Consider the following 23,460-nt stretch of genomic DNA (forward strand, 5'->3'; position numbering starts at 1 on the left):
GCTAAAAACAATACTCACATGACGTCCAGCCATCGTTGTCAGGGGCTTGGTTGATGAGATACATCTGGACGGACACGATGTCGCGGCCACCATCAACGTCACTGAGCATGACGCCATCGTCGAACTCGTTGCGGCCAGCGCCAGCGCAAGTCCGCGTTTTAACCGCAGTACAGTGTCATGGTAGTAGCTCTTTCAGCCGGAGAGCATTTCGATCCGGAACGAAAGAGAGATCGACGTATCGACTTTTCCGTCTCCCGACAGAACACCGCTCACGCCCATGGACGTGACTGAGGAGGCCGTTCGGAATATCTGCACGAACGCGGTCTTCGAGCGCGGCGAGAACTATCTCGATGAGGGCCGTATCGGCGAGATACACCGCATCGAAACCACCGTCACCGCCGTCGTGAGCGGGAGCCGCCAGTACGACGTGCGTATCGACCTCACGGCCGACGAGTTCGACCCGTGGTGTGACTGTCCGTATAACGGAGCGGGGGCGTGTAAGCACGTCGTCGCCGTGCTGCTTCGGTGTGTTGACAAGCTTCCTCCTGACGAGGGTGACCGGCTCAACGCCGCACTCGAGGCTGCCGACGCCGACGACCTGCGAGCGTTCCTTTATGAAACGCTGGCTGGCGACGCTGCTCTCCGCGAGCGCTTCGTCGCCCGGTTCGGTGAAGATTCGACACGGTCGGTCGACGAACTGCGCGCCGCGATCGACCGGCAGTTCGAGGAGACGAACTCCGACTACTTCGTCGTCTTCGAACCGATCGACTTCTCGGAGTGGTTCGATCTTGCGGCGGAGTATCGCGAGCAGGAGCAATACGCCCCGGCAGCAGTGGTCTACCGGGCGCTCGTCGAATCACTCGACGACAACATGGAGCGCGTCGACGGTGCGTACGACCACTTCTCACAGGCATTCTCGCAGGCACTCGACGGGTACGTTGACTGCGTTGGGGCCACGGACCGTGAGGGCGACGCCGCTGCGGACGCTGTCGCGTTCCTCAACGAGCGGGCTTCGTCGGGCACGTCGTTCCTCGCGGAACACTTCGAACGGGCAGCAGCTGAGCTCCAGGAGGGAGTGGGTGAGGGATCTCCCGAATAGCTCATCCGACGTCGACTACGCCCGGAGCGAACCGACGTACGACACTCCCAGAGCGCAACAGTTCTGGATCGCGAACGCGATTTGGACGAGCATTGCGGACGCCACGTCGGCGACTCATCACTGCTAGTCGATAAAAAAAGAGACGGACGAGGCTCTTCTGGAAACTGGTGATGAGTGAGGTGGAAGCCTGCGGACGCTAGCGCCCGTCGTCGCGCTTCTGGGGGGTAATACACTACCCTGCGGCTCCAAAGCCTTTGCGCGGCGCAGAGACTCGTCTGTGGGTCGTCTGTGTTGTGCCGTCTCCATTCCCCGTTATGTCGGGGGACGATCCGAACGTCGTACGTTGCGGACTGGCCCTCGCGAACGACGATGTCCGGATGATTGATGTCGTTCGCCGTTTCGCAAGTGTTGTTGACGGCGACGTCGATCTTTTGTCGGTCTAGCGTTCATGTTTCGATCACCGCCGTTCGCGAGGCTGAGCCCCTTCGTGGTACTGACTGTCCTACTTATCCCACCTGTCCGGAAAAGCGTTGTCGGAGGGACCACGTAGTGCTGTATGGCTTCGTGCTGATACCCACAAAGGCAGAGTGTTGATGTATCCCCTTCCGGTGCTGCTCGCTTCGATCGGGGTGGTCTCCCAGCTCTTCGTCTCGGTCCGGTGTTGCCTGTCGCTCTCTGCTCGGCGGGCGTTCAGTTGTCGTCGTCTTCGTCGTCGTGGTACCAGCCGTTGCCGCCGAAGTACGGGTGCGGTGTGACGAGGTCAACCCCGGTCGTCCCCTCGGGCAGCGGCATGTTCCCGACCTTTTTGCTCTGTGCTTCGATCTCATCTCCGAACTTCCCATCTGAATTGATCCCTAACTCGACAAGCATCCGTTCCATCTTGATGTCGATTTGTTCCATCTTAATCCGCTGGTGGCGGTTGTTGATCCCCTCGCGAAGAAGTAGTTTCACAGCCATGCTTCGAGATATCTCGTGGTGGTCTGCGATGTCATCGATGAGCTCTGCCAGTTCATCAGACACATAGCAGGAGATGTTAGTTGGCATTGTAGTTCTTTGTTCACCGGGTCCCCTGTTAAGTCGTCCCCTCAGACAATCCCCCACATCCGTTCTGCCAACCTCGGCTACTCCCTGCTGACGTGTCACCACTTGGCTCCGTCCTGTCGTCCCCTACCTGCGGCAACCGGGGGGGACGATCATCGCCTCTCCATACTCGTCTCCAGTGGACCCGCTTGCCTCCACGCGCCGGGAGGCTCCTCTGCTGTAGCTGTCCACCCGTTCTGTCGATCGCCGCGCCGGTCTGTCCCACCGCGTGGCTGGTCGTCAACGCCGGTCCATACACCGAGAGGTTGATGGTGGCCTGTTGCTTTTGGTCGATGTCGATCGCTGTCCCTGTCTGGGTATGCCAGCCGGGAGCTTGTCTCCGGTCGCTGTTTGGTGTCGCTCTGTCTGAGTGGGTCACCCCCTGGCCCGTACTGCTGAGAGTGTCGTCTCAGGCCGCCTCATCTGCGTCCAGAATCCAGTATCTGATTTCTGATATAGATTCCCCGTCTCTCTCATCGATCGCTCACTTCCCCTCTCTCCTCTCGGCCCCGCCCCGAACTATCGCTACGCGGTCGACCTTCTGGTCGGATTGCCCTCTAGGCCCCTAACACTGTGAATTCGCGGAACCTAACCACAGGGGAGGAGAGATATATTAGAGCATCTCTAAAGCCCTCTCAACCGCTTAGAACCTAACCAGCGGGATTATGGGGGTGGGTGCGTTGATTGCGAACCCCCCCAAAATCGATAGCCGTCTAGCGATAAACAACTACATCAAATTCAATATATAACATATCAAGGATGCCCTGAAAAGTTGTCGAGTCTTGCGATTATAGCCGGTCCTCGGGCAACTATTGCCGCCTATCATGGAATTGGGCTATACCACTCTCGTATTGCGATTGCGTGGTTGATAGTGTACCCCCACAAATCCAGAGCAGTCTTGCGATTAAATATTGAGACCAGATGTGTCAAATGTGTATTGTGCTGGATTTGTAGTACGATAACAAAACCGGTCAAATCCTTCCCAGTCTTGCGATTATGAGAATTATCACAACCCCCCTCTATTCGCATCTCGTCCTGCGATAACAGAATTTGATATGTCTCCACCATTCATGTCGTGATGACCCGAGTGGCTGATAAAGAAACCCCCCAATCTAGTCGCCTTCGTGCGATTATGAGTTTGATAAGAGATCGGCTGTATCGCTCGTCCGTCTTGTGATTTGTTGGTAGCGGCCCGCCGAAATTATCTGAATTATTATAAGATGGCCGTTATTGTTGTGCTCAATGAGCCGGTGTGATTCCTGTCGGGGGTGATCGACTCTTAATTAGATTTCTCTGAGATTTCCGATTGATCTCTATTTGCTGTGGTCTAGGTGGCGGCGAGATTCTGGTTAGATTTCCCAGAGATTTCCGATTGATATCCATTTGCTGTGGTCTAGATGGCAGCGATATTCTGGTTAGATTGTGTTTAGATTGCCGTCTGTATGTCGCTTTTATTGAGTCTCCTAAACGATATCAAAGTGGTTTGCTTTCTTGTCTTTCAGTACTGTCTTACTCTAGGCGGCCTCATTAGCTTAGAACTTAGTGTGTTCGTAGGCCGTGGCCTTTAGTGCGATATTGGTTGCTGAAGTGGAAAACTGTTGCTAGCACTTGTTTCAAATGAGAGCTCAGTACAGGGCGGCTGAGTTATTGATTGGCTCCGTACAAGAAAGCGTGTGGCAAAGATATGGCCGCTAGTTGTCGTCCAGATCAGTCCTGAGTTTGTTGATGCTGAAGATTTCCTTAGCACACTCCGCATCTAGTTCTTCGTTGATCTTCTCGAAGTTGTCTGTCTGGCGAGCTTCAACATAGCCGATCTGGTCGATGAGAGATGAGAGGAGCTGCCGCATCCCATCCGCATTTTTCACCACCCAGATAGCATCTCCGGGTTGGTTCTTGAGCTTGATCGAGTCGTCTACGACGTGTCGCCGTTTGTCTGGTGACGTCTCAACCTCAACGATTTTGATGCGATCGTCGAGAGAGTCGTCGGTCGGCTTGGCGTAGAGGTCGTACTTCTTCTCTTCGTCGTCCGGGCTGTAGTACATGTGCGTCTCGTAGCCGAGCGCGTCGTAGTGTGCCTGGATGAGCTTGACGCCGACGCGATGCTCCGGGCTTTCCCGGCCGTACTCACCGCCGTCTCGTGGCGCGAGATTGCGGTCCACGACGACGTTTGCTTCGTCTGTCGGCCAGTAGTACGCCTGCCTGTTTCCGAGCGTGAACTTCTCGAGGTATCCCCAGTCGCAGAGGTCTGCTGCTGTCTCGCTGTAGGGAAGTTCCTTCATCGAGTCCTTGATGTGGTAGCCGTTTACCCCATCGGTGAGCGCGTCGTAGACCATCCGCAGGAACATTTCGTGTTCATTTGTGAACTCGTCAGTGTCCGCTGGGGAGTCGTCATCATCATCGCCGTCGCCGTCATCGTCTTCATCTGCGCGTGCTTTCACGCCGCTGTCCATGTCGATCGCCTCGTGTTCGCGGTTGACGCAGTGGCGATACCGACTTCGTTCACGCACGGAATCCGCGAGCGAGTTGACGTTGAACGGCCCCGCGTTGTGTCCTGGCGGGATGGGAAGCGGCCGGAGCGTGAGTATCTCCGGCTTCTGTTTGTGGAAGCCCGTCGACGGCAGCTGGACGATCCACTCACCGCGGCGAAGCCCGGAGATGCGGTCTTTGATCTCATCATTTTCGAGGTCCTCGTGGAACAGCGACTCTGCGAGGAGGTCGTCGGTCGCGACGTTGCCGATGATCTTCGTGTTGATGTTGTTGAGGATTTCCTTGTACGCCCGCCGGTTGTCGTGTGGATTGTCTCCGAGTACCTGCTCAGGGTACTGCATGATGAGCCCCAGCGAGAGATTGAATTCCCGCCCTTTCGGGAGTAGCTCTCGGTAGACGATCTCGTTGCGAGCGATGTTTGCGGACTCCTCGATGATGACGTTCGTGATGTATTCATCGTCGTCTGGCGTCCAGATGGACTGCGCCGATGTCCACAGGTGTGAGAGGAACAGGACGGTGAAGACTTCGCTGCTGGCTCCACGAAGGCTTCCCGTGTCGATGAGAACGACTTTGTTCGAGTTGAGGATGCTCTTCATGTCGAGCATCGGTATCTCCTTGCTGTACCAGTTGGTCTCGTCGTTCCAGTATTTATCCTCGATCGTGTACGACAGCATATCCCAGATGAAGTCGCGTTCCTTCAGCTTCCGGATCCGATTGAGGACTGCGTCCGTCGTGTTCATGAACTGCCGCGCGTCCTTCTCGAGGTGCGATTCGAGGATGGATGTGACCTGTGTGTCGGCCGTTCGTGGGATTGCTTCGAGGACTTTGTCGTAGTCCTTGTCGAGGTCTTCGACCTGCTTGCCGTACTTCTGGAACTCCTGTGCGGCCTGCATGAGCTCACCAATAGAGAAGTAGTCCTTCCCGTGGTCTTTGTCGAATAGCGCCTTGATCAGGTTGGTGAGGATCTCGTTTGCGACGAACGCCTGTTCGACTGTTTTCTTTCCCAGAACGAATCTGAGAATCTGAAAATAGTGGTCGATGATATCCTGTTTGGCCGTCTCGCGAGTCCGCCCCGCTCCCTCTGTGAGCGGCCGGAGATCGAAGAACGGCATCCCCGGAACCATTCCGTCTGCTTCGGGGATCTGGATATATTCGACATCGTCGACGTTGCCGAACAGCGTGCGGTGACACCGCAGGTAGTTCTCACACATCTCGCCGTCTTTGGGATCGATGAGGATTGTTGGCCCCTCGAGGTCGTTGTGTGTGGTCAGCATGTCGTTGATCGTTGCGACTGTCTTCCCGCTCCCAGTCGTCGCAGCTCGGATGTAGTGTTGGGTGAGATGGTCCGCAGACAACGATAGCGCGTCTCGTTGCGAGAGGTGGTTCCACCACTCGTTTTTCGTCTCGATGGTGCTGATATCGTCGGGCTTGTCGCTGTGATCACGCAGCGCGGTGACGGCGTGACCGATGGTCATCCCCTTGGAGAACTCCTTGAACACCTCCTCGTTCGGCGAGGTGAGCGGCGACTGAGCCGTGGGCATCCCGCCGGTCCCACCGCGACTTGCTTTCGGGAGCGAGTCGATCGACGGGACCGTGATGAAGTTTGAGAGCTCGTCGATGTTACAGACGAGCAGCGGTTTTCGTCGCGTCCATGACTCCAGCCCGTTCGGGTAGGTGATGCCGTGGTTGAGCATCCGTTCGTACTCAGCATCGTTTGTCCCGAGGTAGTTCCCCTCAATCGAGTAGAATTTCCCGCTGATCTGGTTGAGCGCATCTTGGAGATTACGGGCTGTCTCCGGGTTCGATGCTGCGGCTCGTAGCGAGACGTTGTACGTGTGTGAGGGATCTTTCAGGTCGATCTGTCCCATCCGGCTAGTCCCTGAGCGGTATCCGCCGGTCTGAGAGTCGTAGATTGAACCACCGATTTCATGCGGCGTATCACTCCGGTGTCGCTCCTGTTTTTCTTCGTCAGAGACGCCAAGGATACCGTCTATGAGCGTTCGGAGGAAGAGGCCGCCGGTCGTGTGGACGCCCTGCTTGAGGTTTCCTTTCTGCCGTTCTGCTTTCGGTGACCAGTCCGCGCGTGGCTCGAACACACTCTGAAAGATGACCGCGCCGTCCGATTGGATGATCGTCTCGAGGAGGTTAGAAAGCGGTGAGCGGTCGATAGCTTCGTTGTCGAACGACGAGAGTGTCGTCATCCAGTCGCGCCGCTTCTCTTCGACACCCTCCCAGCGGACCATCTCGGGGACATCCTCGAAGACATCTGTAATGTCGAAGTTTGTCCGACCGAACTCGAAGTCGTCTGGATACTGCGAGCGCGTGGTACTTTCGAGGCGATCGCAGGTGACATCGCCGCGTCCGCCAGGCCCGATGAAGAACTTGAATTGTGCTTCGTCCGGAGGTTTGTAGATGATGAACTCGAAATTTGGAGAGGATTCGATGATAGGGAGATGAAGATCCATATCGAGCGGGAGTTTTCGTCCGTTTCCGTATCGGTGGAGACCGTACAGTTCGCGTTTGACGGTCTCCGAGTTTACTTCTTCACGGACGGGTATGATCTGGATGTACTCCTGTTCGGATTCGATCTCCTCAATGAAGTTCTCGGCTTCGTCGTCGCTGAGCGCCCCACTGAGGGATGGATCGGCCGATGATTCGTAGTCCGCAGGGATGGTGATCGGCTCTTCTTCCTCAGTTTCTCCATCTAACGCGGCCTCGAAGATGTCGAAGTCGCCGTCAACTACCTCTGGTGTGGGCGTTTCTTCCTGTTCAACCGATGGTTCGTCTGGGCCGGGCGGTTCTCCAGGTGCTGGGGTATCGCCTTCCCGGTGTTTGTCGTCTTGGCTCACTATAGAGATACCACACGACCTATCTATAGCTTTTTTGGGGGGTGCCACTTCAGCTGGGGGTTAAAAATCAATATTCTGGAACCACCACCCCGCCGGTATGTTTTTACCAGAACTCTGAGTCGATTTCTCTATGCTCACCACACCGAACAGTGCGCTAAGGCGAATCGGTGACGGATCGGTTTCCCAGCCTGCGCTGGATCTGCTGTACGCGATAGGCGAGTGGTACAACGGCGCTGAGTTCCATCGCGATGGGCAGCTGCTCTCGATCGCGACCTCACAACCGCCGAACCTTCAGACGCTTATCGGCTGTGGGGACAATTTCTGGGAGTACCGCTACGCGGACGCGTTCGATGAGTTGGTCTCTCTCGGCTGGGTTCGAGGAAGCGAAGATCCGGAGTGGATCCTGCGCAAGCCGGTGAAGTGGGCTCCGACTCAGCAAGGCCGTGCGGCGATTGGTGACTTCTTTCGCGAGGAGTTCGTCGAGAAGTACGAACACATAATCCACTACGGTAGCGGCCTCGTCGGAGACGGGGACGAAACGCTGACGCATCGGACTGGCGTGGAGCTCTGTCACTTTGCTGGTGGACACGAAAGCTACGCTACAGGATACTTTGAAAATCATCCGTGGGAGAGAGTTGAGATGTACCCTGGGGATCACGGCCACGCCCGACCGGACGTCGCCTCTGTCGATAACTGGACCAGCTGGGAAGTCATCACCGGACACAACGATCTCGCCGGGGTCGCCGAGAAGCTGATGCGGATTCGTGACCAGTACCAATACGTTCGCTGGCTCTTCGACACGCGGGAGACTGCTTTCCGCGTGCTGTCGTTCTTCCACGAGTCGGACATCACCGACATCCGAATCGTGAACGCGCCGTACGACAACCTCGAGAACCACTCACTCCAAATAGGTCAGGACTACCTCAAGCGGAGTCGAGAGGACGATGCGTACTGCGTGAACGGCATCGACAAACTCGAAACACTCCAGTCGCTCTGGAATCTGAAAGAGCACTTCGCCCAGACCTACAACCAGAAGCCGCCGAACAAATCCACGCTCTAACTCGGCTCCATCCTGGATGTCTCACGCCTCCTGCGGAAACTCGGTATCCCCGTTCTCTCTACTATTAGATCTTCTATAGCGGACTCGTACGGGGACACCTCTCTGACGCTAGACCGGGTGATGGGCGAGATTCCGGTGCGCAAGCAGGTCTATCGACTCGATAAAATCCAACAATCTAGACTGGCGGTGTACGCGGTTTACAGTCTAAGCGTAGTTAGAAGCGACGACGCAGCTACTTTGTCCGTTCGGTTTCGAGCTGTTCGGCGATCTCCTCAGGGTGCTGTATCGCGACCTTCAACACCGCCTCGTGTAACTCTCGTCCTGTCTCGTTGCGGATATCCCGGTCACGGAGGTGGCGTTTCACCTCGATATCGAGGAAGTCTTCAAACTTCTCGTGCGTAGATTTCCGTGGATAAATCTGCGCCTGGACGGATTCGTCGAAAGAGAAGGCCGGCTCGTTTCTGTCGTCTACAGCCGACGTGCCCGTATCCTGCCCGGTCGTCTCATCAGCGTCGACGACGGGTTCGGACTCCTCTTCCTCTGTCGCTTGGTCTTTTCCCGCCTCATTGAGGTCATCAAATCCGGTCATCGGTCGATCCCTCCTTGTTCGACGATCTGAGCGAGTTCGGCGTAGTTCTCCAGTTGGTCACAGCTCTCGTCGTAGTCACGGACGGGAAGAGCAGCGTCGTGCGCAGCGTCGATGGCGCCACGGAACCGGATCCCCGGAAGCCCACCGTCGTACTCACCGACGTCGATAGCGTCCCACTCCTCAGGGGTGATGCGGGCGTAGGAAGGAATGATATCGTCGGCGATATCGAGGGAGTTAAGCTGTTCGAGCAGACCCCGATCGCGGGTGTCCTGGTCGATCCGACTGTTAAGCGCCGTTGGCGTCACCGCGAGGATGTTCAGCTCGAAGTATTCCCGAGCTTCCTCGACGAGCCGTTGAATCGTATTCGAGAGGCCGGAGTCGTAGCCACTCTCAGGTTTGAGCGGAATGATGATGTTCCGCGTGGCGTACATCGCGTTGTCGTTCAGCTTCCCCCGGTTTGCCGGGCAGTCGACGACAATGTAGTCGTATTCGTCACCGAGTAGCGGGTCGACGAGATGCTTGCGGAGTCGGGCGCTCCCCATCGTTGCGTTCCGGAGTTCGTTCTCGACGGATTCAAGTTCGGTATGGGCCGGGAAGAGGTCGAGGCCGTCGACGACGTTCACGATGTACTGAATCGGTTCCTCGCTGTCGACGAGGACACGCTGTGTATGGTTCACCTCACTTGTAAACTCGTCTTCGAACCCGAGTTGGCGGGTCATGTGACCGTTGTCGTCGAGGTCAATAACGAGCGCGCTCCCGTTGCGGTGGGCGAGTTCGCGCGCTGTGTTGATGGCAGTAGTCGTCTTCCCGAAACCGCCTTTTAACACGCCGACGCTGACCGCTCGTGGTTCTGTTTCAGACATAGGTAGGGTAGCTAAGGTAGCTATGGCAGCTGAGCCACCTAAGGTGACTAGGGTACCTCATTCAATTGCCATAGTCCCTGTTTCTGCCTGAAACAGCGTCTGCGCCGCACTTGAATCTATCCATGCCAGCTACTCTCGATAAAGTAGATACCTCAGCTACCTCAGCTACCTCAGCTACCAAATCTGCTTATGATAGCCACGGTAGATTTTCCTGCGAAGTCAGCTAAAGTAGGTGCCTAAGCTACCTAATCTAGGGGAGCTATCACGCTATCAGAGGTATCTCAGTATCGGACCTACGCGGCTTCATCCCGTCGATAGATTTTTAGGATTTCGCGGAAATTAAAATACATGGCCGAATCCGCAGTACCACATTCACACCCGCTTGATACGATGCTGGCCGTCTCCGACGTGATTCGGAACGACCGGCTCGCCAAGCTGTATGCTCGTGTCCTCGAACTTGACTCACCAACTGTCGAGGAACTGTCTGAGGGCATCGAGAGTTCGACGACAACCATTTACGAGGATGTCAAACATCTCGTGGAGATCGATCTCTTGGAGCGGGTCACGGAGACGCAACCGTATCGCTATCGGGCGAGTCAGGTTGATATGACGATTCAGGCTAGCGGAGAGACGTTCCAGATCACGCCGACACTCTTAGTCGCTCTCGCGGAACGCCAATCGAACGAGAATATTGGCCTCTATATCGACCGCCACGGTGTCAGCGGACTCGCAACAGCGATCGAATACGGCCGAGCGTACACGCAGTCGAAAATGAACGCTCGGATCATGGCCCGTGAACAAGAGATCTCTGTTCTCGAAGCAGAAACCATCCTCCAAGAACTTCAAGAGATCATTCTGGAAGCTGAGCCTGATATCTCGACAAGCCTCAATATTCAGGAGCTTGACGCTACCGTCGACGAACGATCGGACGAATAATATCCGTGTCAGCGCAACTGTTCCCATCTGTGGAGAGCTATATTATTGACGCAAACCTCTTCATCCGATTCGAGCGGCATAACACCGTCAATCTGCTTGAGCGGGCTGTCACCGAGCAGAATATCGTCCTCCTTCTACCCACACGAGTCTATGAAGAACTCACGCCTGAATCACATCCCTACGAGACTCCTCCGATAGAGGATGCGATCGAAGCTGGCTGGGTACAGCTTTTCGAAGAGGTCGACTATTCTAATCCGGTCGTTTCTGCGACGATGGATCTAATTCGTCAGTATATTTCTGCTGCCACCGATCGTCCCGAGCACACGATAGAGCAAGCAGATGCGGAAGTGGGTGGGGCAGCAGCAACACTCCTCGAACAGGGACGGACAGAATCGATCGCCATCTACACGAATGATTTGCCCGCGTTCCGCGGGATTGAGCGCGCCCTCTCACAGCATGGCTACGAGGACGCAGTTCAACTCGTCAAGGCCTTCGACTTCGTCACGTCCATCGAAAACCGGTACCAGTTCTCTGGATAAGCGCTTTCTGACGCACTGACCGCAGAAGATACGGTCATCATTCGTCGTTGACCTCGACAGGGCTCTACCGGTCACTCACCCGCTGGTCGGTCTGTGAGAACGCCTCGGTCGCCATGTCGGCGCGCTCGGCCGCCTCGATGTGCTGGTAGGCCTCGCGGACCTGTTCCTCGCTGTTGTCGAGATACCGCGCCGCGGCGGCGTAGCCGAACTGTCGAACGAGGACCTCACCCACCCCACGCCGACCGCCGTGGAGTTCGAGATAGTTGCCATCGAGTGAGAGATCCAGCTCGTCGCGACGCTCCGCAAGCGCGTCGTGGGTCCAGAGCCGCTCCATGATCGACCGTGCGCCGTCCGTGGTGAGCGGCTTCGGCGCGTCAAGGTCGTGTTCAGCAGCGACGATCAGGTCGGGAGCGCCTGCCCGGACGCGCTCGATCGCGTCGTCGTCGAGACCGGCATCGGTAAGACCCTCGGTAACGTGTGAGGCGAGCGACGGCCGATGGAGCGTCGTGAACACTGGCCACGAGTCTGAGACATCCAGTACCTCCGTGTATCGCTTCAGCGGCGTGATGACGGGTTCCGGGAGGGAGGCTTCCTTCCACTCGCGACTTTTTCGGAACACGGTGACACTGCTGTCTGTGAACGATACGTCACGCCAGCGGATGCTGTTGCGCCCCTCGCGGTCCTCTTTCGGCGCGGAGAGGAACTCTGACCCGCGCAGGCCGGTGTAGGCGACGACGTACACGAGCGCCTGTTCACGACACCGCTGGTACGCTGTGAATCGGGCTTTCTGCTTGGCCTGCCATACCTCGCTTTCGGGGTCGCCCCGGTCGGCGTGGGGGACTTCGATCGCGCCGAGCGCGTCGAACGCCTCAGAGACGCGGCGGTCGACGAACTGCGTGATCAGGTCGCGGTGGATCGGCTCCCACGCCTGCTGGTCACCTGGACGTCGACCGTCGTTCTCCGGGAGCGGATCTTCGGCGTCCGACTCTCGGGCGTAATGTCGTGGGAGGTAGCCCTGCGCGTGTGCCCACCCGCACCACGACGCGACGTGCGCGTAGTAGGTGAGGATCGTTCCGGCGGCGTATCCGGCGGTCGAGAGGTACCGTGCGTAGTCCGAGAACACCGTCGTGTCGAGGTCGACGAATCGAACGGCGTCGCCGTCGACGATGCCGGCCCACGACTCCGGCGGTGTGGCGTTCGCTGAGTCAGCGGTCTTGCCGAGACACCAGCGGCGGAATCGATTCAGCTCGCGCTCGGCGTCGGTTCGGTACGCGCCCTCCTCGCCGGCATCGCCCTTCCCCTTGTCCGTAAGGTACTTCGTGAACGTGTCCTCGATCGGCGTCTCGACGGAGCGACGCCCCGTCATTTGGCATCCAGAGTGTGGGGGTTGTGTCGTCGGGACACCGCTGCGGACGCGGCGATCCGGCTGGAGCAGCTGTGTAGGGAAGCGTCGGCCATAGTTCTTGATCTGCCTCGTTTGGGGGAACGGGTGGGGGTGACATAGAGTTTACTGTGTCTTACCCAACTAAGACAAAGTAAAATAGAATCCCGGATTTGCTCGGGTGTGAGCGCTGATCGATGGTTTCCGGCCGTGAGAGGGCCTATACTCAGCTTGAGACGTTTGGTATATTGTATTCCGCTATACAAAATTTCAGGCGTGGAGTTGCCCATAGTTTCGGAGGATAGGCCAGTTTTGGGTTAAATTGGCATCAATTCGTGGTTCTTTTCACCGATCAGGTGCTGATGTCGGGCCCTCTTGGTCGTATCTATCAGGCGAACGTGCGAAATTGCGTGGATTTTGGCTCTGCTGAGCAGGGTTGTCACTCCCGAACGGCAGACTCAGCGAAGGTTCAGCCGATTAGTCGTGCGGGATCAACCCTGAGGCAACGAGCTCAACACACTCACCCGCAGTTAACACGGGTGCGTAGTCCATCTCACCATCCACGCCCGCTTTCAGCAAGAAGTCGGTGAGCCGCCAGATATTGTACAAGAGTACCGCGAACACGAAGTAGAACAGGCGAACGCGGTAGTCTTTCGAGGAGGTCTTGGCGAAAAAGTCACCTTTGATCGATTTGTACTCACTCTCGATTTGCCACCGGCGGCTGTAGCGGTGACAGAACGACTCGGCCTCCTCCGGACCGACTCGGAGATTCGTCGCAAAGACGGCCGTCCCCTCACCACTCGTCGACGGCACGTACAGGAGCCGCATTGGATGCGATCCAGATTCCACATGGACAGAAGCTGACTCAACGGCCACCTCTTGGTCATCTTCCTCCATTTGTTCGAGTACATCCCGTTCGGAGCTGGAGATCCGCTTCGGAATGAGATAGTTCACATCGAGGTTTGAGAGCGTCTGAAACACGCGTATCGAATCGAACTCCCGGTCACAGAGCACCGTCTCAATTGGGACGAGCTCTTTCGCCCGTCGAACCAGTCGCCGCACAGTACGATGGATCTGATTCGACGGGTTCTCATCCCACTCGGAGCTCTCTCGGACCGGTTCTACGGCGAGAACGAGCGGGATATTCTGTCCAATGATTGAGAGGGTCGCAAATTTGAACGCTCGACCGTCTCTGTCCTTCGTCCCGCTGACCATCGGCATCTCATTGACCTCTCCGTAATAGGGAATCGTCGTGATATCGATCGCGGCAGTGACTGGTCGCCGGAACGATGCTTCAGAGGCGATCACGGAAAGCAAGCGATCTATCGTCTCGTTAAAACTATTCACGAGCTCTTCGGGATCAAACTGCTTGACTGCTCGGAGGTGGGTATCTCCGTGGGGACCGTACTCCTCGCCCCGCCGATACTGGAAGCGAGTCGCTCCTTGGGCGGTGCCACAGCGGACCATTCCCATGAACGTCTGTAACTCGAAGAATTGTGTGTCCTCATAAGAGGCGTTTGAGGCCCGGCCAGAGTCGAAGTGACCGAATGCGTGGTCGCGTGCCAGGCGCGTCATCTGGTCAATCTTCTCCTGTGAGAAGGATTCGTCTTCTACTGATTCTTGGTCTTCTTCGGTATCGTCGACGATATCTGTCTTAGGCCGGACGCCGGGCACTGAGATGTTACGATCGTGGACTTCTTTGACAACGAAGTGGGCGGCAGCGTGGACGTACTCGTGAACAGTGTCGTCGAATCGATTCCGCCACGCCCGCGAGAACGCTGATTCGTCGGGCACTCGACTGAAGCCGAGGATACCGGCTACTTCTGGTTGCCGTGTAAGTCGCCGAGTGAACTCGGCGTAGGAATCACCCGTGATTTCCATGAAGACAGACGAAAAGACCATCGCGCGGAAGGAGAGTGGCGCAGGATGCCACGCTGGATACCCGTCTTCGACCGCGTCAATCGAGTGGTCAAGGTTCTCGAACGCAGTGACAAGGTCTGATCCTTCGAGTTCGTTCCGGATGGCGATCCCGAGTTGGTACGCTTCGCACCGCCTCACGAGTACGTGTTCTCAAGGTATGTGACGATGTCGTCGCTCTCCGCCATTCCTTCGACCCCATGCTCGGAGTCGACAAGAACCGGGACCCCGGATTGACCGCTCACCGATTTCACTTTGAACCGGAGGAACCGGAAAGGGAGGACGTTGTGAGATTTGTAGTCGAGACCGAACCCCTCCAGCTTCCGTTCGACTTTTGCGCAGTACGGACAGCCGGGGAGTCGATAGAGTTCCAGCATTGAATCTCGATCGAGAGGAGAAAGGGTAACAGTAAAATTCCGTTGCTGATCCGACATTCGGTCGCACGAGCGTGGATGACGGTTCGATAGCAAGACGAAGAGACTGAACGGCCCCGATCTGTTTCCGGACTGAGGCTCGAGAAGGACTGTCCCGAGACACACTCCTTCTGTGAGGGACTGAAAACGGGTTTCAGCCTGTTGAAAAGGCCGAACGGCTTGAAGGCAACATCGACTCTCGTGAGCTGGGTAGCTTCGAGATCAACCACCGGGTCCTGGAGGACCGAACGGCAACTCACTCGACGCAACAGCTCATCGTTGACGTATCCCGGCGGAACGCCTGACAGGCCTGCTTGAACGCCTCAGAGAACGTCGGGAAGGGATGGATCGTGTCGATGATATCGTCGACAGTCAGCTCGAATTTCACCGCCAGCGTCGCCTCCATGATCATGTCGGCTGCCCGTGGCCCGACCATGTGGACGCCGACGATCTCATCGGTCTCGTGGTCTGTCACCACTTGGACCAGTCCGTCCGTGTTCTCGACGGCCTTCGCTCGGGGGATGTCCTCCATCTGAACGGTTCGGCAGGCACAGGTGCCGTGCTCGTCCATGTACTCCAGTTCGGTCGTGCCGACGGTGGCGACCTCGGGACTGGTGAACACGACCGCTGGGACGGCGTCGTAGTCGATGGTGGCGCCTCCGCTGCCGAACGCGTTCTTGACGGCGTGGTTGCCCTCCTTGGCGGCGACCGTCTCGAGTTCGGGCTCACCGATCACGTCGCCGGCGGCGTACACGTCCGGGTTCGTCGTCTGGTAGTGTCCGTCGACGCGGACCGTCCCGTTGTCGTTTGTCTCGACGCCGACTGCGTCGAGGCCGATGTTCTCGCTGTTCGGTTGTACGCCGGTCGCGACGAACAGCGCATCCGCGGTGAACACCTGCGAGTCGCCATTGACGACAGTTTCGACGGTAGCGCCCTGCGGGACGGCTTCGGCGCCGCCGTCGGTCGCCGGCGACCGAACTCGCTCGAACTCGTTGCCGGTCACCACATCGATGCCCTCCTCGCGGAAGGCCCGTTGCATCTCCCGGCCGAACTGGCCCTCCATCCCGGAGAGCACGCGCTCGGAGCGCTGAAGGATCGTCACGTCGACGCCGACGCGGTGGAGGATCTGGCCCCATTCGAGCGCGATGTATCCGCCGCCGATCATGATGATGCTCTCGGGGAGGTCGCGTTCTTCGAGGATGGTCTCGCTCGTGTAGTAGTCGACGGCATTGAGGCCGTCGATGGGCGGTGCCCAAGGGGAACTGCCCGTCGCGACGAGCGCCTTCCCCCCGGTGATGCGCGTGCCTTCGTCGGGGCCGTCGACGATTTCGATGGTCGTGTCCTCGACCAACTCGCCGTATCCTTCGGAGACGTCGGTCTCGAAGTGCTCGGCGACATCGACGTAGTTCTCCCGTCGGAACCGTCCGACGAGGTCGTCGGTGCCGTCGAGTGCCTCGCCCCAGTCGACGGTCGGTTCCTCGGAATACGTGACGGCGTCGAAGGGGTTGTCCGACGCCGCGGCCCCGCTTTCGGCGACGGCGAGCAGATGCTTGCTCGGGACGCAGCCGACGTTGACGCAGGTACCGCCGATCGGCAGCCCGGTGTTCACAATCGCCGTCGAGAGGTCCCGCTGGCTGGCTTCGGTGATCGCCGCGAACGCTGCGGCACCCCCACCGAGAATCACGAGATCGTAGTCTGTCGTACTGGTCATTCGTGTTCGCACTTTACGATGGGAAATTCTTATACTTCGAAGTCCAAAGCTATGGAGTACGTTGGAGGCTCCAAAGCTATGGCAGATTCCACCCCACAGGCGCCCGTCTGCGATGTCGACGGTACGTGCTACTGCCCGCTCACAGGCGTTATCGACACCCTGAGTCGGAAATACGCGATACAGCTCGTCAGCATCATCGGGGCACACGACTCACTCCGATTCGCTGAGATCGAAGAGCACCTGCCGACAGCGAGCACCTCGACAATCTCGAAGCGGCTCGACGAGTTCGAGGAAGCCGGACTGATCGACCGAACCCAGTACAACGAGATCCCGCCCCACGTCGAGTATTCGCTGACCGAGAACGGGACCGAATTACGGACACGGCTCGAACCGCTCTTGGAGTGGGCTGCCTCGACCGAGTGATCGTGAGGCTCTCCGTCAGCCATGGCTTCGGCCGTGCGATCAATTCACACTATCACTCGACAATTAAGTCGATCGTGCCGATATGTTCACGTATCGTGACAGACGAAACCACACTCTCGGGCCAGTCAGCGCCGGATGTACTCCGTGATCTCTCGCCCAGCGCGAAACTGATCGCGAAGACTCTCGAATACGAAGGTGAGGGCACGCAGTCGGATCTTGCCGAGTCGACGCTCCTTCCTTCGCGGACCGTTCGGTACGCGCTCGATCAGCTCGAGGAGGCCGAGATCGTCTCGTCGCGGATCTCCTTCGCCGACGCTCGAAAGCGGATCTACACGCTCGAACTGGAGAGTTGACCGCCGTAGTCTCTCACTGACCTGTTATTTACAGTTCGTCTCGCAGTCGTAGGTCCTACTGTACACCCAGTACCCCTCGTCGCTCGGCGGCGTCAGCGTTGCGAGATCGAGCGAGACCCGCAGATCGGCCTCGGCGTCGTGCGTCTCGACGAACCGCCAGCTTCCGTCCGGATCGCGGACATCGACACGGTACTGCCACACGTCGACGCCTTGGTCGTTCACGTAGATCGCGTACGAGTCGGGTATTGCGTTACTACGCTCCGGAGCGGGGCTCGGTTGAGTGACGTTTTCGGCCATACGCGACAGTAGTTCATCAAAAATTAATATGTACTGCGCGTCGTCGTCGGGCGGACACGCGTGAGATACATTTATATTGTTCAAATTCCGCCGCCGCGATTCGCGATACCCGACGCGGCCCGACCGGCCCGAAGTGCCGCTCGAAGCGACGGCTCACTCGCTCGTCCGAACGCCGTCGACCTCGAACCGTGCCCCGCCGTCCGCCGACTCTTTGAGATCGATCTGCCACCCGTGTGCCTCTGCAATCTCGTCGACGATCGCCAGCCCGAACCCGGTCCCGTCTCCCGTTGTCGTGTGTCCCCATTCGAAGACGGTCTCTCGGTCCTCTGGTGGGACTCCCGTCCCGTCGTCCTCAACGTAAAATCCACGCTGTCCTTCCTCGTCGAGCGTGCCGACGCGGACCGTCACGTCCGAACCGCCGTGGTCGCGAGCGTTTTCGAAGAGGTTCACGAGCAGTTCGTGGAGCCGATCTCGGTCCGCTCGGAGCGTCGTCGTCGACTCGACGCCGAGAATCGCCGGGTCCATCTCGCAGTCGGCCCACACGTCTCGCGCGATCGTCGCCAGGTCGATTTCGGTCCGCTCGCCGACCAAATCGCCCTCGCGGGTGAGCCGAAGTAGGTCCGACAGCATCTCCTCCATGCGAGCGGCAGCGTCCTCGACGGCGTCGAAGTGTTCGGAGTCGCCCGTCTCGCGGGCGAGTTCCGCGTGACCCTGGATGATGGACAGCGGGTTCCGGAGATCGTGGGAGACGATGCCGGCGAATCGGTCGAGTCGTTCGACCTTCTCCTCGAGCCGCTGCCGGTTCCGGGCGCGACCGGAGATATCGCGGAGCATCGCGACCATCCGGGTGGGCCCGGCATCCGTCGCGGTCTCCCCTCTCGCAGGGTCCAGTGTCGCCCCGGAGATCTCCGTCGGGATTTCGTCCCCGCCCTTCGTCAGACACATCAGGTCGTCGGTGAAGCCGGATCCCTCCGCTCTGACCTGTGAGACGAACTCCTCCCGTACCCGATCGAAGTCATCCGGATGGATGTCTTCCGGGTTCATCGAGAGGAGCTCCTCCCGAGAGTATCCCAGTAGCTCACACGCCGTCGGATTGACATCGACGAACGACTCGGTCTCGAAGTCGACGACCATGACGGCGTCGTTGCTGTACTCGAAGACCTTCCGGTACCGTTCCTCGACGGGCGGTCGCCGGTCGTCCGCTGCCGACTCACGAGCGCCTCGGTCGTCGGCCGGTTCGTTACTCATGTGTCAGGTCTCCCCCTGGAGCGCTCGGCCGGTCGTGGTCCTCCGAGCCGAACGACGAAGTGACCACCACCGGACGGTATAGCGACCGAGTTCGTTCTCTATCGATAAAATACCCGTCGGTCACTGTCGGCCCGTCTCCTCGACCGAGCGTCGTTCCCGGACGGCACGGTCCGCACCGGCTGACCACTCCGGAGCCCGGCTCGACCGATCCGCCGCGGCTCCGGCTCACTCCGGCTTCCGGGCGTCCTCGTCGACGAACTCTCCGCAGGTGAGACAGTACTCGCGCTCTTCTTTCAGTTCTGAGGGTTCAATTATCGCGAGCCGGCTCTCCGTCTCGTTACTACAGGTCGGGCATGTGGCGTCTCCGCTCATCGTTCGGTGCGTCGATCCTCCCTCACTCCTCGTCTCCGAACTTCTCCTCGTACGCGTCGGGGTGGTTCTCTTTGGCGTGGTCTTTCAGCTCGTCGAGCGTGTCGAACGTCGCGCCGCAGTTACAGGCGTGAACGTCGCCCTCGTCATGGTCTGACATCGCATCTGATAATGTGCGGACCACGATTAAATACCCTCGGCGGAAGTGTGTCTCAACCGCGTTCCTGGGAAAGCTAATCACAGCTCCGGGGTCACGACCGATTATGTCTCAGAGATCACGCAACTCCGACGAACGGGTCGACCGGGGGGTACAGACCGATCGAGAGAGTCAGACCGAGTCGGACGGTCACGGTGATCCGGACGACGACCCGCCCCTCTCGACGTTGACGACGGAGCACGCGAAGCTCCTGTCGGAGATCGGGACGGAACTGAGCGAGTCCGGCGACGCGATCGACTCGTTGTCTCGCGGCGCTGCGGAGGCAAACGCGTCCAGTTCCGACACGGCTTCGTTGGCAGAGACGGCTCGTGGGTCGGCCCGGGACGCGACCGACGACGTCGACGAGGCCCAAGTCGCGGCCGCCGCGGCCGAAAAGAAGCTGGAGGCGCTCCGTGAGACCGTCACGGAGATCGACGACATCGTCGAGATGTTGAACGAGATCGCCGACCAGACGAACATGCTCGCGTTGAACGCCTCGATCGAGGCCGCCCGCGTGGGCGAGGCTGGCTCGGGCTTCGCCGTCGTCGCCGACGAGGTCAAGGACCTCGCCGAGCAGGCCCAAGAGCGGGCGACCGAGATCGAGGCGACCGTCGAGGAGGTCCGGTCGACCGCGGACGAGACGATAGATCAGATCGAGACCGTCGATACGCGGACCGACACCGCGGCGGCGTCGATCACGGACGCCGTGGACGATCTCGACGGGATCGCCGAGAGTGCGGTACAGACCTCGGAGAACATCGACGATGTCGCCGAGACGACACAGTCGTACGCGGACGACCTCGACGGGATCGCCAGAGACGTGATCGACGCGATCAGTCAGGCGAACGAGATCGACGAGCGGACTGACGGGTAGGTCGCGTGCGGTACGCACGTATCGACGGAACTCGTCCTAACGGATCCGCCGACTGCCGTCTCGGGATTCCGATTTTCCGTCCGTCGTCACTCGGACGTCCCGTCGGGCGCGAGCCCGAACGGTTCCCCGCGGACGTGGTTCTCGACGAGCAGGAGGTAGGTCGCCTGGCTCCACTGGAGGTTCGAGTTCCACCGGACCCGCCCGCTCCCGTCGACGCGCTCGGGCAGCAGGCCGGCGCTCGTCGTCCACTCGTGGGCGTCCTCGAACACGTGGTCGGCGACCGCGTCGGGGTCGTGTCCGCCGAGCCGGCGTGCGACGTCAGCGTACGCCTCACAGAGCGGCCACCCGCCGTCCTCGACGGTCCCGGTTGGGGTGTAGCGGTCGCCGGGATAGCGACCGAGACAGGGGGTATCGCCCGCGACCCACGCCTCGTCGTCGGTAGCGGCGAGGGTCGCGGCGACGGCGTCGCCCTCCGCGTCGACGACGTTCCACGGCCAGACGCTCATGAACGCGGCCGCGTCGGGCCGGGCGTCGGCCGGCGGGTCAGACGGAGTCTCCGGGCTGTCCGCGGTGACGAGTGCGTCCCCGTACGGCGTAGACTTGAAACAGTACTTCTCGAAGTTGCTCGCCCACACGGCCGCCCGCTCGCGGCACTCCTCCGCGAACGTATCGTCGCCGTGCGCGTCGGCGAGCTCGCCCATCGCGCGCAGTCCCGCGATCGCCGCGGCCGTGCCCTCGGTGCTGTGACCCCAGATCTCCTCCCACGGATCCTGGTGTTTCTTCGGGAAGCCGTAGCCGTTGTCGTACGAGAGCAGGAACTCGGCCGCCCGTCGCGACATGTCGTAGTGCTCGTCCAGCAGGTCGTCGTCGCCGGTCTCCCGCCAGACCAACCAGTGGGCGTATATCGGCCCGCCGACCTGGTCCAACTGGAGCGCCCGCCAATGTGGCTCCCCGGTGACGAAGTAGTTCTGCCACCACGTCCCGTGCCGGTCGATCCCGCGGTCGTCGACGATGTCGCCGGTGATCTGGTTCTCGTCGAACCACCGGAGCGCGAGCCGCGCCTCACGTTCGGCTCCCGCCGCGATCAGCGCCTGCGTGATGATCACTTGGTCGCGCGGCCAAATGAACTTGTACGTCATGTCGCTCGGCTTGAACGCGCCCGCGATGACGCCGCAGCAGCCGTCCTGCGCGCACTTCATCGCCGTCAGCGACCGCTCGTATACGTCGTTGACTGCGGGGTCGTCGGTCGGGCCGTCCGAGACCGTCTCGTGCCACTCCTCCCACGCCGTCGCGAACGACTCTCGCTCCGACTCGTACCCCCGGTCGAGGAGTTCCAGCGCGTGTTCGACCGCTGAATCTTCGCCGTAGCCGAAGCCGACAGCCGTGAGCCACGACGCCGCGTCGGTCTCGCCGATGTACAGCCCGACGCCCACGTCGAGGTTCCCCTCGGCCCGTTCGTTGTCGTCGACGAACCCGTCGTTCCCCTCGTAGATGTCCGCCCACGCGCTCCGGTCCGGTCCGGCCGCGACGCCGGTATGACCGATCCGTCGGCCGTCGAATCTCCGGCCCCCGTCGCGCTCCTGCGCGAGCGCCAGCCACCGGTCGCCGTCGGTCGCGACGATCAGCTCCGCGCCGTCCCGCTCCGTGAGGAACGCCTCTTGGACCGCGTTGGGGTCCTCGTGGTCGTGCCCGTGAATGCCGAGGTCGGCGACGGTGTAGAAGGTCCGCTCCGCGACCGTCTCAAATTCCGCGTCGGTTCGGATCAGGAGGCCGCAGGTGTCGACGCTCCCGACCACCCGCTGGGTGAGGGTCCCCGTCGACCCCGGCTCCTCGAAGCGGTTCTCGAGGGTTATCTCCGGGACGCGGCTCGACGCGTACGACACATCGCCCTCGACGACGTCGTCTCTGGCGTCCAAGGTGTGTCTCTCGTCGGCGTTCCACGCGAGCGTGTGGAGGTCGTAGAACAGTTCGATGTCCGACCGGAACGCCGACGTCTCCTCAATGATCGCCCCGTGACGGCCGCGTTCGGGGTCGTCGTAGCTGTTCGCCGTCAACAGGACGTTCGCGCCCTCCTCGCGCGGCGCGCTGAGGATCGCGTCCTTGTCGCTCGGGACCGACGGCGCGTTGGATTCGACTGGCATGGTCGATAGACGACGAACGAGTGGATAAAGACGTGGCGAGCGTGTATCTGCGTTACCATTCGGCACGGAGAGACGAGTTCGATTCGTCGCTCGGTGACCCGTCGGTAACCCGCTTACCGTCCGGTTCGGGAAGGGATATCCCTCCGCGCGGCGTATTTATGACTATGTCATCCGACACGGCTTCCGGTAACGGCGCACAGGCGGGCGGGATCGTCGACGTGGAGAGCGCGGAGTCGTTCCGCGAGACCGTCGCGAACAACGAACAGGTCGTCGTCGACTACTTCGCGGACTGGTGTGGCCCCTGTAAGCAGCAGACGCCTATCCTCGAAGAGCTGGCGGGCACAATCGACGCCCCGGTGCTCGGCGTCGACACCGACGAGCACAACGACCTCGCCGCGGAGGCGGGCGTCCGATCGATCCCCACGGTCGCGATCTACCGCGACGGCGAGGAGGTCGAGCGGTTCGTCGGCGTGACGGGCGCCGACGAGATTCGGGCCGCACTGAACTAACGAGTTCAGCGTACTCTGACCAGCCGTCCCGATCTGACTCCCGACAGGCGGCGATCTTTCGACGTGGTTCGGCGACGTCGAGTCCGTCTGACGTCGGCGACCTCGCGATCGAGTGTGCGCCGATGT

The 23,460-nt window shown here is 59.6% G+C and carries 21 protein-coding genes; 8 read left to right on the top strand and 13 right to left on the bottom strand.

The annotated features are described in order from the left end of the window. Window positions 1-277: 277 nt before the first annotated feature. Window positions 278-1,099 carry an SWIM zinc finger family protein gene (locus QOL69_RS06615; RefSeq protein WP_283402544.1) on the top strand — a complete coding sequence of 274 codons (822 nt, stop codon included), beginning with the start codon at window positions 278-280 and terminating at the stop codon, window positions 1,097-1,099. Between the two features lie 690 nt (window positions 1,100-1,789). Here QOL69_RS06615 and QOL69_RS06620 read toward each other — a convergent pair. Together QOL69_RS06620 and QOL69_RS06625 are read right to left on the bottom strand one after the other, a co-directional pair. Then, window positions 1,790-2,143, bottom strand: a complete 354-nt coding sequence (locus QOL69_RS06620; RefSeq protein ID WP_283402545.1) for a hypothetical protein — start codon at window positions 2,141-2,143, stop codon at window positions 1,790-1,792. A gap of 1,727 nt (window positions 2,144-3,870) precedes the next feature. After that, window positions 3,871-7,515: a type IV secretory system conjugative DNA transfer family protein gene (locus QOL69_RS06625; RefSeq protein WP_283402546.1), complete on the bottom strand. Its 3,645-nt coding sequence runs from the start codon at window positions 7,513-7,515 to the stop codon at window positions 3,871-3,873. A gap of 130 nt (window positions 7,516-7,645) precedes the next feature. On the opposite strand from QOL69_RS06625, the gene QOL69_RS06630 reads away from it, so the two are divergent. Then, on the top strand, window positions 7,646-8,575 hold the full coding sequence (locus QOL69_RS06630) for a hypothetical protein (RefSeq protein ID WP_283402547.1): 930 nt from the start codon (window positions 7,646-7,648) through the stop codon (window positions 8,573-8,575). Window positions 8,576-8,807: 232 nt separating this feature from the next. On the opposite strand, the gene QOL69_RS06635 is transcribed toward QOL69_RS06630, so the two are convergent. Next, a complete protein-coding gene (locus QOL69_RS06635; RefSeq protein ID WP_283402548.1) occupies window positions 8,808-9,164 on the bottom strand; it encodes a DUF7970 domain-containing protein in 357 nt (118 codons plus the stop codon). After that, on the bottom strand, window positions 9,161-10,027 hold the full coding sequence (locus QOL69_RS06640) for a ParA family protein (RefSeq protein ID WP_092563155.1): 867 nt from the start codon (window positions 10,025-10,027) through the stop codon (window positions 9,161-9,163). Before QOL69_RS06640 ends, QOL69_RS06635 begins: the two co-directional genes overlap by 4 nt. Before the next feature lie 348 nt (window positions 10,028-10,375). Between QOL69_RS06640 and QOL69_RS06645 the strand changes: the two genes are divergently transcribed. Then, a complete protein-coding gene (locus tag QOL69_RS06645) occupies window positions 10,376-10,963 on the top strand; it encodes a DUF7437 domain-containing protein (protein ID WP_283402549.1) in 588 nt (195 codons plus the stop codon). 5 nt (window positions 10,964-10,968) lie between these two features. Beyond that, entirely contained in the window at window positions 10,969-11,502 is a 534-nt protein-coding gene (locus QOL69_RS06650) for a PIN domain-containing protein (RefSeq protein ID WP_283402550.1), read from the top strand. Between the two features lie 64 nt (window positions 11,503-11,566). Here the strand turns inward: QOL69_RS06650 and QOL69_RS06655 are convergent, their stop codons facing one another. The 4 genes from QOL69_RS06655 to merA form a co-directional block, all read right to left on the bottom strand. Beyond that, complete coding sequence (locus QOL69_RS06655) at window positions 11,567-12,868, bottom strand: site-specific integrase (RefSeq protein WP_283402551.1); 1,302 nt, start codon at window positions 12,866-12,868, stop codon at window positions 11,567-11,569. A gap of 492 nt (window positions 12,869-13,360) precedes the next feature. Further along, a complete protein-coding gene (locus QOL69_RS06660; RefSeq protein ID WP_283402552.1) occupies window positions 13,361-14,941 on the bottom strand; it encodes a transposase in 1,581 nt (526 codons plus the stop codon). Then, window positions 14,938-15,177, bottom strand: coding sequence for a glutathione S-transferase N-terminal domain-containing protein (locus tag QOL69_RS06665; protein WP_283402553.1), 240 nt, complete (start codon window positions 15,175-15,177; stop codon window positions 14,938-14,940). Before QOL69_RS06665 ends, QOL69_RS06660 begins: the two co-directional genes overlap by 4 nt. A gap of 292 nt (window positions 15,178-15,469) precedes the next feature. After that, window positions 15,470-16,924 (bottom strand): mercury(II) reductase, encoded by a 1,455-nt coding sequence (gene merA, locus QOL69_RS06670; protein WP_283402554.1) that lies wholly within the window; start codon window positions 16,922-16,924, stop codon window positions 15,470-15,472. Between the two features lie 78 nt (window positions 16,925-17,002). Here merA and QOL69_RS06675 point away from each other — a divergent pair, with 78 nt between their 5' ends. Both QOL69_RS06675 and QOL69_RS06680 read left to right on the top strand, forming a co-directional pair. Continuing rightward, window positions 17,003-17,347, top strand: coding sequence for a winged helix-turn-helix transcriptional regulator (locus tag QOL69_RS06675; protein WP_283402555.1), 345 nt, complete (start codon window positions 17,003-17,005; stop codon window positions 17,345-17,347). Between the two features lie 95 nt (window positions 17,348-17,442). After that, the gene (locus QOL69_RS06680) at window positions 17,443-17,700 is read left to right on the top strand and encodes a helix-turn-helix domain-containing protein (protein ID WP_283404219.1); all 258 of its coding nucleotides are present in this window, start codon (window positions 17,443-17,445) and stop codon (window positions 17,698-17,700) included. A gap of 24 nt (window positions 17,701-17,724) precedes the next feature. Here the strand turns inward: QOL69_RS06680 and QOL69_RS06685 are convergent, their stop codons facing one another. The 4 genes from QOL69_RS06685 to QOL69_RS06700 form a co-directional block, all read right to left on the bottom strand. Further along, window positions 17,725-17,997 (bottom strand): hypothetical protein, encoded by a 273-nt coding sequence (locus QOL69_RS06685; RefSeq protein ID WP_283402556.1) that lies wholly within the window; start codon window positions 17,995-17,997, stop codon window positions 17,725-17,727. A 153-nt stretch (window positions 17,998-18,150) separates the two neighbouring features. Then, window positions 18,151-19,245, bottom strand: a complete 1,095-nt coding sequence (locus QOL69_RS06690) for a sensor histidine kinase (protein WP_283402557.1) — start codon at window positions 19,243-19,245, stop codon at window positions 18,151-18,153. A 225-nt stretch (window positions 19,246-19,470) separates the two neighbouring features. Then, on the bottom strand, window positions 19,471-19,617 hold the full coding sequence (locus QOL69_RS06695) for a hypothetical protein (RefSeq protein ID WP_283402558.1): 147 nt from the start codon (window positions 19,615-19,617) through the stop codon (window positions 19,471-19,473). Window positions 19,618-19,639: 22 nt separating this feature from the next. Continuing rightward, a complete protein-coding gene (locus tag QOL69_RS06700; protein WP_275039755.1) occupies window positions 19,640-19,774 on the bottom strand; it encodes a hypothetical protein in 135 nt (44 codons plus the stop codon). Between the two features lie 103 nt (window positions 19,775-19,877). On the opposite strand from QOL69_RS06700, the gene QOL69_RS06705 reads away from it, so the two are divergent. Further along, window positions 19,878-20,684, top strand: coding sequence for a methyl-accepting chemotaxis protein (locus QOL69_RS06705; protein WP_283402559.1), 807 nt, complete (start codon window positions 19,878-19,880; stop codon window positions 20,682-20,684). Window positions 20,685-20,770: 86 nt separating this feature from the next. On the opposite strand, the gene QOL69_RS06710 is transcribed toward QOL69_RS06705, so the two are convergent. Next, window positions 20,771-22,825 carry a glycoside hydrolase family 15 protein gene (locus QOL69_RS06710; RefSeq protein WP_283402560.1) on the bottom strand — a complete coding sequence of 685 codons (2,055 nt, stop codon included), beginning with the start codon at window positions 22,823-22,825 and terminating at the stop codon, window positions 20,771-20,773. 164 nt (window positions 22,826-22,989) lie between these two features. Between QOL69_RS06710 and QOL69_RS06715 the strand changes: the two genes are divergently transcribed. Further along, window positions 22,990-23,334, top strand: a complete 345-nt coding sequence (locus tag QOL69_RS06715; RefSeq protein ID WP_283402561.1) for a thioredoxin family protein — start codon at window positions 22,990-22,992, stop codon at window positions 23,332-23,334. Window positions 23,335-23,460 lie beyond the last annotated feature (126 nt).

It is taken from the genome of Halorubrum sp. DM2 (genome assembly GCF_901686465.1).
GTDB lineage: Archaea > Halobacteriota > Halobacteria > Halobacteriales > Haloferacaceae > Halorubrum.